Annotated in this window: 10 protein-coding genes; all 10 read left to right on the plus strand. The window is 71.1% G+C overall.

The genetic code is table 11. The annotated features are described in order from the left end of the window. Positions 1–628 precede the first annotated feature (628 nt). Positions 629–1432, plus strand: coding sequence for an indole-3-glycerol phosphate synthase TrpC (gene trpC / locus AC08OP_RS08735; protein ID WP_476613730.1), 804 nt, complete (start codon positions 629–631; stop codon positions 1430–1432). A gap of 68 nt (positions 1433–1500) precedes the next feature. Beyond that, a complete protein-coding gene (trpB, locus tag AC08OP_RS08740) occupies positions 1501–2850 on the plus strand; it encodes a tryptophan synthase subunit beta (protein ID WP_476613731.1) in 1350 nt (449 codons plus the stop codon). 95 nt (positions 2851–2945) lie between these two features. Further along, complete coding sequence (gene trpA / locus AC08OP_RS08745; RefSeq protein WP_476613732.1) at positions 2946–3767, plus strand: tryptophan synthase subunit alpha; 822 nt, start codon at positions 2946–2948, stop codon at positions 3765–3767. A 141-nt stretch (positions 3768–3908) separates the two neighbouring features. Next, the gene (gene lgt, locus AC08OP_RS08750; protein ID WP_476613733.1) at positions 3909–5132 is read left to right on the plus strand and encodes a prolipoprotein diacylglyceryl transferase; all 1224 of its coding nucleotides are present in this window, start codon (positions 3909–3911) and stop codon (positions 5130–5132) included. Between the two features lie 263 nt (positions 5133–5395). After that, complete coding sequence (gltB, locus tag AC08OP_RS08755) at positions 5396–9952, plus strand: glutamate synthase large subunit (RefSeq protein WP_476613734.1); 4557 nt, start codon at positions 5396–5398, stop codon at positions 9950–9952. Positions 9953–10011: 59 nt separating this feature from the next. After that, positions 10012–11454, plus strand: a complete 1443-nt coding sequence (locus AC08OP_RS08760; protein ID WP_476613735.1) for a glutamate synthase subunit beta — start codon at positions 10012–10014, stop codon at positions 11452–11454. Positions 11455–11623: 169 nt separating this feature from the next. Further along, positions 11624–12256, plus strand: coding sequence for an adenylate kinase (locus AC08OP_RS08765; RefSeq protein WP_476613736.1), 633 nt, complete (start codon positions 11624–11626; stop codon positions 12254–12256). Positions 12257–12259: 3 nt separating this feature from the next. After that, entirely contained in the window at positions 12260–14461 is a 2202-nt protein-coding gene (locus AC08OP_RS08770) for a phosphoinositide-specific phospholipase C-related protein (protein ID WP_476613737.1), read from the plus strand. A 92-nt stretch (positions 14462–14553) separates the two neighbouring features. Beyond that, positions 14554–15009, plus strand: a complete 456-nt coding sequence (locus tag AC08OP_RS08775; protein ID WP_476613738.1) for a tellurite resistance TerB family protein — start codon at positions 14554–14556, stop codon at positions 15007–15009. 82 nt (positions 15010–15091) lie between these two features. Then, on the plus strand, positions 15092–15510 hold a 419-nt coding region (locus AC08OP_RS08780; protein WP_476613739.1), incomplete at its 3' end, for a TSUP family transporter.

Below are 15510 nucleotides of genomic sequence, written 5' to 3' on the forward strand. Positions count from 1 at the left end.
GCGCTGAGGGGGGGCGAGATGCGGCGGATGTCCATCGGAACTCTCCTTGGTATCGAACTCATGTTCGACTATAGGGGGTGCCGGCGATCGACGCCAGCCCGCCACGCCGTCCCTGGGGCGCTGCCCGGGTCCGCCCGAGGGTCCGGTCCGTTCGAGGGTCCGGTCCGTTCGAGGACATGTGCGGCGTGCCATGCGTGTTTCCGGTCGGCGAAGGCGCGGCGGTCCCGAGCGTGCGCGCCGCGGCCGCCGATCCCGAGAACCTGCCGCCGATCCCGAGAACCTGTCGTGCGGCCGCCCGGATCTCGTGATGCCGTTGCCCGGCGAGCGAGGTGGTAGCCCGGTTGTGCCTCTGCACACGGTGGTTCACCGGACTCGTCGCGTCACTCTGTCAACGGGCTCACGACGCAAGATCGATTGCGGATCGCAGCTGATCGGTGTAGGCGGATCCGAAGTGGCTGACGGTGCAGTGTCCGTGAAGATGGGTGTGTTCGGGCCGCTACCCGATTCCTCACGGGAAAGTCAACTACGTAGAGTTATGGATCGTAGCCGCAGGTGGGGGTTCCGGGCCCACCGTGCCTGCCTGGCCTACCATCGGCGGCATGACCGCGACAGTCGCGAGCGCGGGGCGATGAGCGTTCTCGCCGAGATCCTCGACGGGGTCGGGATCGATCTTGCCGCCCGCGAGCAACAGACCTCTCTGGCAGATCTCAAGCGGCGGGTGGAACGCGTTCCCGACCCGAAGGACGCGCTCGCCGTCTTCCGGGACTCCCGGGTCTCGGTGATTGCCGAGGTGAAGCGCCGTTCCCCCTCGAAGGGGGAGCTGGCGGCCATCACCGACCCCGCTGCCCTCGCCACCGAGTACGAGGCGGCGGGCGCCGCCGCGGTGAGTGTCCTGACCGAGCAACGGCGCTTCGGCGGCTCCCTGGCCGACCTCGATGCCGTGCGTCGCGCGGTGGACGTCCCGCTGCTGCGCAAGGACTTCATCGTGTCGCCCTACCAGGTCTTCGAGGCCCGGGCGCACGGGGCGGACATCGTCCTGCTCATCGTCGCGGCGCTGGACCAGCCGCGGCTCGTCGGCCTGCACGAGCGGATCGAGTCCCTGGGCATGACGGCGCTGGTCGAGGTGCACGACGAGGCGGAGATGGTGCGGGCGCTGGACGCCGGGGCCCGACTGGTCGGAGTGAACGCCCGCGACCTGCACACGCTGAAGATCGATCGGAGCACCTTCGCCCGGCTCGTGCCGATGGTGCCCCAGGGAGTGCTCGCGGTCGCCGAGTCCGGCATCCGGGGGCCGCACGATCTGCTCGCCTACGCCGCCGCGGGGGCGGACGTGGTACTGGTCGGCGAGGCGGCCGTCACCGGCGATCCCCGTCAGACGGTCGCCGATCTGGTGGCGGCCGGCGCGCACCCGGCGGCCCGGATCGGGCGCTGAGGCCGTCGGCGCCCGTGCCCCGGCGCCCGTGCCCCGGTATCCGGGGCTCGGCCCTATACAGTCGCACCGTGACCATCCGAACCGCTGCCGAGTCAGTTCGCCCCGCGGCCGCCGGAACCGGGACGCCGTCGAGCTCCGGTCCGGCCCGTCTGGACGCGTCGAGCTGGCAGGCGTTCCCCGACTCCTCGGGGCACTTCGGGCGTTTCGGCGGTCGCTTCGTCCCCGAGGCCCTCATGGCAGCGCTGGACGAGCTCACCGCGGCCTACGCGGCGGCCAGGGTGGATCCCGGCTTCACCGCGGAACTGGACGAGCTGCTGGCGAGCTACGCGGGCCGGCCCACTCCGCTCACCGACGCCCACCGGCTCACCGCGCACGTTGGCGGTGCCCGCATCCTGCTCAAGCGTGAGGACCTCGCGCACACCGGTTCCCACAAGATCAATAATGTCCTCGGGCAGTGCCTGCTGACCCGGCGGATGGGCAAGACCCGGGTCATCGCCGAGACCGGAGCCGGTCAGCACGGTGTTGCCACGGCCACCGCCTGCGCCCTGCTCGGCCTGGACTGCGTCGTCTACATGGGCGAGGAGGACACCCGCCGGCAGGCCCTCAACGTCGCCCGGATGCGCCTGCTCGGCGCCGAGGTCGTCGCGGTCACGTCCGGCAGCCGAACGTTGAAGGACGCCATCAACGAGGCCATGCGCGACTGGGTGACCACCGTTGGCACGACCCACTACTGCATCGGGTCGGTGATGGGCCCGCACCCGTTCCCGATGCTGGTCCGCGATTTCCAGCGGATCATCGGGGTCGAGGCCCGCGCCCAGGTGCTCGACCGTGTCGGCCGGCTGCCCGACGCCGTCGTCGCCTGCGTCGGTGGCGGCTCGAACGCGATGGGCATCTTCCACCCGTTCATCCCCGACGTCGAGGTCGCGCTGATCGGCTGCGAGGCCGGGGGGGACGGGGTCACCACCGGTCGGCACGCCGCGGCGATCGCCGGCGGTTCCGCGGGCGTGCTGCACGGCATGCGGACGTTCCTGCTGCAGGACGAGTTCGGGCAGACCCAGGTCTCCCACTCGATCTCGGCGGGTCTGGACTACCCCGGCATCGGCCCCGAACATGCCCTGCTGCACGAGACTGGTCGGGCGAGCTATCGGGTCGTGGACGACACCGCCGCGATGGAGGCGCTCGCGCTGGTGGCCCGTACCGAGGGCATCCTGGTCGCGATCGAGAGCGCGCACGCCTTCGCGGGTGCCCTCGACGTCGCCCGGGAGCTCGGTCCGGGCGCGGTCGTCGTCGTCAACTGCTCCGGTCGGGGGGACAAGGACGTCGACACCGCCGCCCGCTGGTTCGACCTCCTAGACGAGGCCGATGCCGGCGGGGGGCCCCGCCGGCGGTCCGGCGGGGGCCGGCCTGAGGGACCCTGAGGGAGGATCCTGAGGGCCTGAGGGACCCTGCCTCGGGACCGGCGCAACCAAAGACAGGACACATCGGCCCTCGGGCCCGACGGAACGGACGCACGGTGCAGAGTCGGTTGGACGCAGTGTTCGCGGCGGCCCGCGAGGAGGGGCGGTCGGTGCTGGTCGGCTATCTGCCCGCGGGATTCCCGACGGTGGACGGGGCGATCGAGGCCATGCGGGCCATGGTGGCGGCGGGAGTCGACGTCGTCGAGGTCGGCCTGCCTTACTCCGACCCCACCATCGACGGTCCGGTGATCCAGGATGCGGCGGATGCGGCCCTGCGCGGTGGGGTCACGACGCAGGACGTGATCCGCACCGTCGAGGCCGTCGCCGCGACGGGGGCCCCGGCTCTGGTCATGTCCTACTGGAACCCGATCGACCGCTACGGCGCGGCCGCGTTCGCGGCCGATCTCGCCGCTGCCGGGGGCGCCGGGGCGATCACTCCGGACCTGCCGCCCGAAGAGGCCGGGCCCTGGCTCGACGCGTGCGCCGCGCACGGCCTGGCCCCGGTGTTCCTCGTCGCTCCCAGCTCCTCGGACACCCGCCTCCGGCTGGTCGCCGGCGTCGCGCGCGGCTTTGTCTACGCCGCCTCGCTGATGGGTGTCACCGGGACCCGGGCGGCGGTCGGCGAGCAGGCGGCCGATCTGGTCGCCCGGGTGCGGGCCGCCACCGAGCTCCCGGTGGCGGTGGGGCTCGGGGTGAGCACCGCGGCGCAGGCCGCCGAGGTCGCGGGCTTCGCCGACGGTGTGATCGTCGGCTCCGCGCTGGTGAAGGTCCTGCTCGAGGCGGAACGTTCCGGAGCCGGCGCCTCGGCGGGCCTCGCCGGAATCCGTCGGCTCGCCGCGGCACTCGCCGGAGGGGTGCGCGCTCCCGTCCCGGCGTGAACTCCCGGCCGTCCCGGCCCAGCCGTCACAGCTGTCGCCCACATCTATCGCCGCCTATACCACCCCGCTGCGCACCGAGTGGGACACGTGGCCGGACTACCCCGCGCGTGATGGACGGGTCCACGGGATAGCCTGGCGACCGTGGTTCTTGCCGCTATTCCCAGCCCATCGCGTGGCGTGATGTATCTCGGGCCGGTGCCGCTGCGCGCCTACGCCCTGATGATCATCATTGGCATCTTCGTCGCCGTATTCGTGACGGGAAGAAGGCTGCGCGCCCGCGGCATGGATCCCATGGTGGCCAGCGAGGTCGCCTACTGGGCCGTCCCGTTCGGCATCGTCGGCGCCCGTGTCTACCACGTGGTCAGCACCCCGGACGCCTACTTCGGCCGGGACGGCAACGTGCTGGACGTCATCAAGATCTGGAACGGCGGGCTGGGTATCTGGGGCGCCATCGCGGGCGGGGCGTTCGGCGCGTGGCTGGCGACCCGGCGCTACGGCATCAGCCTCGCCCTGTTCGGCGACGCCGCGGCGCCGGGCATCATCCTCGCCCAGGCGATCGGACGCTGGGGCAACTGGTTCAACCAGGAGCTGTACGGCAAGGCGAGCACCCTGCCCTGGGCGGTGCGCATCGACGAGAAGCACCAGATCATCCCCGGCGTGTCCACCTACCAGCCGACCTTCCTCTACGAGTTCCTGTGGAACCTGGTGGTGGCCGGGATCCTGTTGGTCGTCGATCGGCGGCACCGGCTCGGCCGCGGCAAGCTGTTCTACCTCTACGTCGCGCTCTACACGTTCGGCCGGTTGTGGATCGAGATGCTGCGCATCGACACGGCGAACCAGATCCTCGGGCTGCGGGTCAACGTCTGGACCTCGATCGTCGTCTGTCTGGGGGCGTTGCTGGCGCTGGCGGTCACCCGCCGTCCCGTGGACCCGAATCTGTCCAGGGAGGAGCAGGAGGCCCTCGGGATCGCCCGTTCCCGGCCCGCGACGCGGTCCACGGTGACGACCGCCGGTGCCGGTGCCGCCGACCAGCGAGCGGCCGGTCCCGATCCGGTCGATCCTGATCTGGCCGCTCTCGACTCGGCCGGTCCCGACTCGGCCGGTCCCGACTCGGCCGGTCCCGATCCGGCCGGTCCCGATCCGGCCGATCCTGGTTCCGCCGGGTCGGTACCCGCCGCCGCGGTGCCCGACGACTCCGGGCCGACCGCCACCACTGCCACCACTGCCGCCACCACTGCCACCACTGCCGCCACCACTGCCGTACCGGCTGGTTCGCAGCAGCAGAGCCGCGGCCTGGCAACGAGATTGCCGGCGAGCGGTGGGCACACGTCGGCCGTTCCGCCGGAGGAGCCGCAGATGCCCTGATGAGACGCCGTCTCCGGCGGGGCCCCGGGCGTCGGCCGGACCGTCGGCCTCCCCCTACTCGTAGTGACCGAGGCCGGGTGGGGAGGTATGACGTCATCTGGCGGTGATTTCCTGGACATATTTGATCACGGCGCATGAGCGGGTCGCGTGGCACACTCGGTAGAGACACGGGGCGCCGGGCCAGCGCCGCCGTGCCGTCACACCACTCGGACAGCGTCGTCCGCACCCCCTTCAGCCCCTGAAGATGGACAGGACTTCGCCGGATGCCGAGTGCGCAAGGTCTTTACGACCCCACCTTCGAACACGACGCCTGTGGCGTCGGCTTCGTCGTCGATGTACACGGCAGGCGCAGTCACGAGCTGGTCGAGCAGGGCCTGACCGTGCTGCGTAACCTCGACCACCGGGGTGCCTCGGGCAGCGACCCGGACACCGGCGACGGAGCCGGCATCCTGGTGCAGGTCCCCGATCTGTTCCTGCGTGACGTCGTCGACTTCGCGCTGCCCGCCCCGGGGCGTTACGCCGTCGGGATCGCCTTCCTGCCGCAGGTCTCGGGGGAGCGGGACGACGCCGTGCGCACCATCAGCCGCATCGTCCGCCAGGAGGGGCTGCGGGTCCTCGGCTGGCGTGAGGTGCCGGTCGTCAGCCACATCGTCGGGCACGCGGCCCACGAGGTTGAGCCGCGGATGCGGCAGCTGTTCCTCGCATTGCCCGGCAGTCTGCCCGCCGCCGGTCCGGTTGAGGGCGGCGCGGGAGACGGGTTCGACCAGGCCGACCTCGAACGCCGGGCGTTCTGCGCCCGCAAGCGGATCCGCCGGGAGACCGGCGTCTACCTGGCGTCGCTGTCGTCACGGACCCTGGTCTACAAGGGGATGCTCACCACCCACCAGCTCTCGGCCTACTTCCCCGACCTCGACGACCCCCGGTTCGCCAGTGCCATCGCGCTGGTGCACAGCCGGTTCTCCACGAACACCTTCCCGAGCTGGCCGCTGGCGCACCCGTACCGGTTCGTCGCCCACAACGGGGAGATCAACACCGTCCGCGGGAACCGGAACTGGATGCGGGCCCGCGAGGCGCTGCTCGCCAGCGACCTGATCCCCGGTGACCTCTCCCGGCTGTTTCCCATCTGCGCGGACGGGGCGAGCGACTCGGCGAGCTTCGACGAGGTCCTGGAACTGCTGTACCTGGCTGGTCGCAGCCTGCCGCACGCGGTGCTGATGATGATCCCCGAGGCGTGGGAGAACCACACCGAGATGGACTCGGCGCTGCGCGCCTTCTACCAGTTCCACTCCACGCTGATGGAGCCGTGGGACGGCCCGGCCTCCATCGCGTTCACCGACGGGACGGTCATCGGGGCGGTGCTCGACCGTAACGGGCTGCGGCCATCGCGGTACTGGGTCACCGACGACGGCCTGGTCGTGATGGCCTCCGAGGTGGGCGTGCTCGACATCCCGCCGCACAAGGTGGTGCAGAAGGGCCGGCTCCAGCCGGGGCGGATGTTCCTGGTGGACACCGCCGAGGGGCGCATCGTCAGCGACGAGGAGATCAAGTCCGAGCTCGCGAACGCGGCGCCGTACGCGGAGTGGCTGCACGCCGGTCTGATCGAGCTGGACGACCTGCCCGAGCGGGAGCAGCTCCTCTACGGGCACTCCTCGGTGCTGCGTCGCCAGCAGGTGTTCGGCTACACGCTGGAGGAGCTGCGCGTGCTCGTCGCGCCGATGGCGCGCACGGGCGCGGAGCCGATCGGCTCGATGGGCACCGACACGCCGGTGGCGGTGCTCTCCAGCCGTCCCCGGCTGCTGTTCGACTACTTCACCCAGTTGTTCGCGCAGGTCACCAACCCGCCGCTGGACGCGATCCGCGAGGAGCTGGTGACGAGCCTGGGCCGGGTGCTCGGCCCGGAGGGCAACCTGCTCGCGCCGTCCCCGGCGTCCTGCCGGATGGTGCACCTGCCCTATCCGGTGATCAGCAGCAGCCAACTTTCGAAGATCATCGGTATCAATGACGACGGTGACATGCCCGGCTTTGCCTCGGTGACGGTCCGTGGTCTGTATGACGTCGACGGGGGCGGCGCGGCGCTCGCCGCCCGGCTGGCGGAGATCTGCGCCGGGGTCAGCGAGGCCATCGCCGACGGTGCCCGCATCGTCGTGCTCTCCGACCGGGACTCCGACACGCGCAAGGCCCCGATCCCGTCGCTGCTGCTGACCGCCGCCGTGCACCACCACCTGATCCGGGAGCGGACCAGGACGAAGGTCGGCCTCATCGTCGAGTGCGGCGACGCCCGCGAGGTGCACCACATCGCACTGCTCACCGGCTACGGCGCCGCGGCAGTCAACCCGTACCTGGCATTCGAGTCGATCGACAGCCTCATCGCCGAGGGCGAGATCGTCGGGGTGTCCCGGGAGCAGGCCGAGAAGAACATGATCAAGGCGCTCGGCAAGGGCGTGCTGAAGGTGATGTCCAAGATGGGCATCTCGACGGTGGCGAGCTACACCGGCGCCCAGGTCTTCGAGGCGATCGGGCTGTCCCAGGAACTGATCGACGCCTATTTCGCGGGTACCCCGTCGCGCCTCGACGGCGTCGGGCTCGACGTCATCGCGGCGGAGGTGGCCGCGCGGCACCGGCGGGCCTATCCGCCGATCGCTTCCGAGCACGCGCACCGCACGCTGGAGGTCGGCGGCGAGTACCAGTGGCGCCGCGAGGGTGAGCTGCACCTGTTCAACCCGGAGACCGTCTTCCTGCTCCAGCACGCCACCCGCACCCGGCAGTACGAGACCTTCCAGAAGTACACCGCCCGGGTCGACGGCCTGTCCCGGGAGAACGCGACGCTGCGGGGTCTGTTCGAGCTGCGTACCGGGGTGCGCAGCTCGGTGCCGATCGAGGAGGTCGAGCCGGCCTCGGAGATCGTCAAGCGGTTCGCGACCGGCGCCATGTCCTACGGCTCGATCAGCGCCGAGGCGCACGAGACGCTGGCTATCGCCATGAACCGGCTCGGCGGGAAGTCGAACACCGGCGAGGGCGGCGAGGACGCGGAGCGGTTCACGCCGGACGCGAACGGGGACCTGCGCCGCTCCGCGGTCAAGCAGGTCGCCAGCGGCCGGTTCGGGGTGACCAGCGCGTACCTCGCCAACGCCGACGACATCCAGATCAAGATGGCCCAGGGGGCGAAGCCCGGCGAGGGGGGGCAGCTTCCTGGCCACAAGGTTTACCCGTGGATCGCGAAGACGCGGCACTCGACGCCCGGTGTCGGGCTCATCTCCCCGCCGCCGCACCATGACATCTACTCGATCGAGGACCTCGCCCAACTCATCCACGACCTGAAGAACGCCAACCCCAAGGCCCGGGTGCACGTCAAGCTGGTCGCCGAGGTCGGCGTCGGTACGGTCGCCGCCGGGGTCTCCAAGGCGCACGCCGACGTGGTGCTGATCTCCGGGCACGACGGCGGGACGGGCGCCTCGCCGCTGACCTCGCTGAAGCACGCGGGTGCCCCGTGGGAGCTGGGGCTGGCCGAGACCCAGCAGACGCTGCTGCTCAACGGCCTGCGCGACCGCATCGTCGTGCAGGTCGACGGGCAGCTGAAGACCGGCCGCGACGTCATCGTCGGGGCGCTGCTGGGGGCCGAGGAGTTCGGTTTCGCCACCGCCCCGCTGGTGGTTGCCGGCTGCGTGATGATGCGCGTCTGCCATCTCGACACCTGTCCGGTCGGTGTGGCGACCCAGAACCCGGAACTGCGCAGGCGGTTCACCGGCAGGCCCGAGTTCGTCGAGGCCTTCTTCACCTTCATCGCCGAGGAGGTGCGCACCTACCTCGCCGCGCTGGGCTTCCGCAGCCTGCAGGAGGCGGTCGGCCGGGTCGACCTGCTCGACGCCCGCGCCGCCGTCGACCACTGGAAGGCTTCCGGCCTCGACATCACCCCGTTGCTGCACACCCCGGAGCGGCCCTTCGGCGGCTCGCTGAACTGCACGTCCAGCCAGGACCACGGGTTGGACAAGGCGCTGGACAACTCGCTGATCCAGCTGTGCGAGGGGGCGCTCGACGACGGCCGGCCGGTCTGGCTGGAGATGCCGATCCGCAACGTCAACCGAACCGTGGGCACCATGCTCGGCTACGAGGTGACGAAGCGCTTCGGCGCGGCGGGGCTGCCCGACGACACGATCCAGCTGCGGTTCACCGGCTCCGCGGGGCAGAGCTTCGGCGCCTTCGCGCCCCGCGGCATGACGCTGACCCTCGAGGGCGACGCGAATGACTACGCCGGCAAGGGCCTGTCCGGCGGCAAGATCTTCGTCTTCCCGCCGAAGGAGTCCCCGCTGCGGGCCGAGGAGAACATCGTCGCCGGTAACGTCCTGCTCTACGGGGCGACGGGCGGCGAGGCGTTCTTCCGCGGGATCGTCGGCGAGCGGTTCTGCGTGCGCAACTCCGGGGCGACCGCGGTGGTCGAGGGGGTCGGCGACCACGGCTGCGAGTACATGACCGGCGGCACCGTGCTGGTACTCGGGGCCATCGGGCGCAACTTCGCCGCGGGCATGAGCGGCGGCGTGGCCTACCTGTACGACCCGGTCGAGGCGCGGATCAACACCGAGATGGTGGACGTCGAGGCGCTGGGCGACGCCGACGAGACGATCGTGCGGGACCTGCTCGTCCGGCACCGCCGGGAGACCGGTTCGACGGTGGCTGCCCGGCTGTACGCCGACTGGGACACCGTGCGCGGGTCGTTCCGTAAGGTGATGCCACGGGACTACAAGCGGGTGCTGACCGCCATCCGGCAGGCGCAGGAGCAGGGGCTCGTCGCCGACGAGGTCATCATGGCGGCGGCTCGTGGCTGACTGGGCCGCCAAGCACGACCCGACCATCATCGCGATCGCGCGGACCCGACAGGAGCGGCATGGCTGACCCGACCGGCTTCCTCAAGCACCGCAGGGAGCTGCCGAAGCGCCGTCCCGTGGACGTCAGGATCACTGACTGGCGCGAGGTGTACGAGTCGTTCCCCGAGGAGCATCTGCGCACGCAGGCCAGCCGCTGCATGGACTGCGGCATCCCGTTCTGCCACGAGGGCTGTCCGCTCGGGAACATCATTCCGGAATGGAACGACCTGACCCGGCGCGGCGACTGGGTGGACGCCATCGAGCGGCTGCATGCGACGAACAACTTCCCCGAGTTCACCGGGCGGCTGTGCCCGGCGCCGTGCGAGGCGGCCTGCGTGCTCGGCATCGGCGACGATCCGGTGACCATCAAGCAGGTCGAGGTCAGCATCATCAACCGCGCCTGGGCCGACGGCACCGTGGTCCCGGTCCCGCCGTCGCTGCGTACCGGCAAGCGGGTGGCGGTCGTGGGCTCCGGCCCGGCCGGTCTCGCCGCCGCCCAGCAGCTCACCCGGGCCGGCCACGAGGTCGTGGTCTACGAACGGGCCGACCGGATCGGCGGCCTGCTCCGCTACGGAATCCCCGAGTTCAAGATGGAGAAGCGGGTCCTGGACCGCCGGCTCGCGCAGATGGCGGCCGAGGGCACGTCGTTCATCACGTCCTGCAACGTCGGCCTCGACATCGCCGCGGACGAGCTGCGTTCCTCCTACGATGCGACGGTCCTCGCCGGGGGATCGACGGTTGGCCGGGACCTGCCTGTTCCCGGCCGGGAGCTGGGTGGCATCCATCTCGCGATGGAGTTCCTCGTGCCCGCGAACCGGGTCGCGCAGGGGGATCTGCCCGAGTCGCCCATCTCCGCCAAGGGTAAGAACGTGGTCATCATCGGCGGCGGTGACACGGGCGCGGACTGCCTGGGCACCTCCCACCGCCAGGGCGCGCTCTCCGTGCACCAGCTCGAGATCATGCCCCGGCCGCCGGAGCTGCGGGCCCCGGCCAACCCGTGGCCGTCATACCCGATCATCTACCGGGTCTCCAGCGCGCACGAGGAGGGCGGCGAGCGGGTCTTCGCCGTCTCCACCGAGCGCTTCCTCGGTGACGAGGATGGCAACGTGCGGGCGCTGCGCCTGCACGAGGTGCGCCTCGTCGGCGGGAAGTTCGAGAAGGTCGAGGGTACCTACACCGAGCTGCCCTGCCAGCTGGTGCTGCTCGCCATGGGGTTCACCGGCCCGGAACGGCCCGGCCTGCTGACCGATCTCGGGGTGGAGCTGGACGCGCGCGGCAACGTGGCGCGCGACGCCGGGTGGGCCTCCTCGGTCCCCGGCGTGTTCGTCGCCGGGGACATGGGACGCGGGCAGTCACTGATCGTCTGGGCGATTGCCGAGGGACGTGCCGCCGCCGCCGCCACCGACCGCTGGCTGATGGGCAGGACGGACCTGCCCGAGCCCATCACGCCGACGCGTCGCTGACCGGGAGCCAGCCAGCCCCGGCGTGCAGCCGGGGCTGGCGTGCAGCCGGGACACCGGAGCACTTTGTGGCCGAAGATTCATGTGATCTGTCTTGCTCCAGGCCGGATCTGCGGCGATTGACTGGACTCGCCGACCAGCCTGGTGACCTGCGGCGGTACCGTTCAGTGCCATGAGGCTCGTGCTGCTCGGTCCACCTGGCTCCGGCAAGGGAACCCAGGGCGCTCGCATCAGCGCCCGGCACGGCATCCCCTCGATCTCGACCGGCCGGCTGTTCGACCAGCAGATCGCCGCGGGTACGCCGCTGGGCCGTCGCGCGGAGCGCTACGTCCGCGCGGGCGAGCTGGTCCCCGACGAGATCGTGCTCGACATCGTCGCCGACCGGCTCGAGAGTGGCGTCGACTGCGCGGTGGGGTTCCTGTTCGACGGGTTCCCCCGGACCTACCCCCAGGCCGAGGCGTTGGACCGGATGCTCGTGGCGACCTGCGGCCCGCTCGACGCGGTCATCGACCTCGACGTCGACGTCGACGAGGTGCTCGACCGCATCCGGCGCCGGTCCCGCACCGAGGACCGGGTCGACGACGCGGAGGACACCGCCCGTCGCCGGTTGAAGGTCTTCGCGGAGGAGACCGCACCGCTGCGCCGCTACTACCGGCAGGGTGGCCTGCTGCGCACGGTGGACGGTTCCGGCAGCCCGGACGAGGTCGCGGCCCGCATCGAGGAGACGCTGGCAGACGTCGCCCATCCAGCGCTGCGGGCCCAGCCGGATCTGCGGGCCCAGCCGGGTCTGCCTGTCTGCCGGTAGGCCGTGGGTCGCCGAGGAGGGGAGCGGGGGCGCCTCGCGCACGTCTCCCTCGTCTCCCTCGTCCTGCTCTGCTGGCTGCCGCTGGTCGTCGTCATCACCGCGTGGCGGACCGTGCTGAACCCGGCCTTCTACTCGCAGTCGCTGAACCGGGCCGACGCCTACGACCGCGTCTACACCCAGGTACTGCCCGATCCCGCGGTCGACACGTTGCTGGCCGGCCTCCCGATCGACAGCTCCCTCGTCACCGCGAACCTGCGCACGGTGCTGCCCCCGTCGACGATCCAGGCGATGACCGACGAGCAGATCAACCGGATCGTCGACTACCTGCGGGCCGACACGGACGACGTCGAATTCGCCGTCGACCTCCGGCCGATCTTCGACAACATCTCGGGCCTGGCCAACCGGTACGTCGCCGGTGAACTGGGCGCCGGCACCAGCTACCAGGTCACCACCGTGCAGGAGTTCACCCACGGTGTCGTCACCGCGCTCGACGACATCGCTGCCGGGCGCCCGCCGAAGTCCCTACCCACGATCGAGCTCTCCCCGCAGGACACCGACCGCGTCCTGCCCGTGGTGCTGGGCCGGGTGGACGCCGACACGCGTGCGCGCATCGAGGCTCCGCTGCGCGCCCTGCTGAGGTCGGGCAACATCGCCGGAGCACTGGCGTTGGTCGGTCCGGAGGTCTTCCAGGGCGACGAGACGGCCATTGGCCGGCTCCAGGCGTATCTCCACGGATCCACCCTCGATCTCGGGGTCCGCCTGTCGGATCTGCATGACCGGCCGATGATCGTCGCGATCGGCCGGCTGCACGACGTCGCCGCGACCCTGGTGTGGGTCTCCCTCCTGCTCGCCCTGATCATGACGGCGGCCCTGGCCGGCATCGTCGTGCTGGCCGGGCGGCGGGGGGTGTCCCGGGTCCGGGCCGCGACCGGTGCGGTGGTCCTCGCCGACGTCGGTGCCGGGCTGCTCGGCGTCGTCCTGCGCATCGCGCTGCCGAATCCGCTGACCTCGCTGGACGGGCCGTCGTCGCCCCTGCCGCCGGGAGCTGGCGCAGTGCTGGTCGACTTCTCCTCGCACGCCTACGGCACGCTCGAGAGCGGCTTCCTGCGGATCGTGGTCTGGACGCTGGTGGCCGGCCTGGTCGGCTACGGATTGTCGCTGCTCGTCGCGGTGTCCGCTCGGTGGAACCGGACCGGCCGGCGGTGCCGGGTCGCCACGGCGTTCGCCCTCGCGCTGCCCCTGATGATCGCTGTGACCTGGACGGCCTTCCCGGGCGCCGCAGCCGAGGCCCGCAAGCTCTGCAACAGCCAGCAGGCGCTGTGCGACCGGCGCTATGATCAGGTGAGCTACCTGGCCACCCACAACGCGATGGCCACCAGTGAGGACCGGTTTCTCGGGCCCGCCCAGGACCCGGCGATCGCGCACCAGCTCGACCTGGGGGTGCGCGCCCTGCTGCTCGACGTGCACCACTGGACATCGCCGACCCAGGTCGACGCCTACCTGCAGACCCTGCCGCCCGCGACCCGCGACGCGCTCGCTCCGCTGACGCGAGGCGCCCGATCGGAACGCCCTGGCACCTGGCTGTGCCATGACCTGTGCCAGCTCGGCTCCCTCGACTTCGTGGCGGAGCTGACCCGGGTCCGGGACTGGATGAACCGCAATCCCACCGAGGTCGTGACGCTGATTATCCAGGATAATGAGGTGCCGGCGAGCGAGATCGCCGGCGGCGTGGCGGCCGCGGGCCTCGCGGGGATGGTGACGACGCCGCCGGAGGATCCGCACGGCCGATGGCCGACCCTGCGCGAGATGGTCGGCTCGGGCCGACGCCTGGTGGTCTTCACCGAGCGGCAGGACCTGCCGGGCACGTTCCTGCGCAGCTTCTACCGGTATGCCGAGGACACCCCGTTCGATGCGAAGAAACCCGAGGATCTGCGGACCTGCGCCCGCAACCGGGGCGTGGACGGTGCCTCGCTGCTGCTGATGAACCACTGGCTCACCGCCGCCGCGCCCAGCCGCCGTGCCGCCCTCGGCGCGAACGCCGCCGAGACCGTGTTCACCCGGGCACAGCGTTGTCGCCAGGAGCGCGGGCGGATCCCGACGTTCGTCGCGGTCGACTTCGCCACGATCGGTGACGCGCAGGCGGCGGTGGACCGGCTCAACCGCGTTCGCGGCGCCGGCCGTGGTCCCGGCGGTGCCGGTTCCTGACCCTCGGCCAGCCGGTGGGAGCATATCCGGGCGGTCATGCGTTGACCTGCGAGGAACTATCTAGTGATACGTCACCGTGCGAGGGAGCCCGGGTGCCGATCTGGAACCAGCTGCGTCAGTCCGCCCAGACGATGCAGGGCCAGCTGAACGCCAAGAAAAACGACCTGAAGAGCGGTGCCTTCCGCGATGCGAGCATGGCGATGTGCGCGTTGGTCGCTGCGGCGGACGGGACCATCGACCCGGCCGAGCGGCAGCGGGTCGCCGCGCTGATCATCTCCAACGACGTGCTCAGCAACTTTCCCGCGGATGATCTCCAGCGTCGCTTCAACGACTATGTCGGCAAGCTGCAGGCCGATTTCGAGTTCGGCAAGGTCTCCGTTCTCCAGGAGATCGCGAAGACGAAGAAGAAGCCGGCGGAGGCCAGGGCGGTCATCCAGATCGGGATCGTCATCGGCGGGGCCGACGGCACCTTCGACAAGACGGAGCAGGCCGTCGTGCGGGAGGCGTGCTTCGCGGTCGGCATCAACCCGGAGGAGTTCGACCTCTGAGCCGGACCGGCCGCACTGCGCCGAGCCCGTCACCCCGTCACCCTGAACCCGTCACTCTTCCTTCCATCGGCGTAGAGGACACGTGGGACCAGCCGATGCCCTGCTCGCGGGCGGGGCGGGTCTGCTCGCGGGCGCGGTGAACACGATCGCGGGCGGCGGGACCCTGATCGCCTTCCCGGCGCTGCTCGCCACCGGTCTGCCGGCGCTGACCGCCAACATTACCTCATCGGTGGGGCTGGTCACCGGGTACGCCGGTGGGGCGCTGGGCTACCGCCGCGAGCTCGCCGGGCAGGCCGTCCGGCTGCGTGCTCTGGGACCGCCGGCTCTGCTCGGCGGTCTGGCCGGCGCCGTCGTGCTGCTGGCCACGCCCTCCGACGGCTTCCGGGTGTTGGTTCCGTACCTGGTGCTGGTCTCCTGCCTGCTCCTGGCGGCTCAGTCCCGGCTCGCGGCCGTGGTGGCACGCCGGAGAGCCAGCATGGCCGTGGTCGACGCCACGGCCCG

It is taken from the genome of Frankia sp. CeRuru1 (assembly GCF_977966315.1).

Coding starts and splice junctions, on each gene's coding strand:
- trpC (WP_476613730.1), top strand. CDS start 629: ATGAGCGTTCTCGCCGAGATCCTCGACGGGGTCGGGATCGATCTTGCC.
- gltB (WP_476613734.1), top strand. CDS start 5,396: ATGCCGAGTGCGCAAGGTCTTTACGACCCCACCTTCGAACACGACGCC.
- AC08OP_RS08760 (WP_476613735.1), top strand. CDS start 10,012: ATGGCTGACCCGACCGGCTTCCTCAAGCACCGCAGGGAGCTGCCGAAG.
- AC08OP_RS08765 (WP_476613736.1), top strand. CDS start 11,624: ATGAGGCTCGTGCTGCTCGGTCCACCTGGCTCCGGCAAGGGAACCCAG.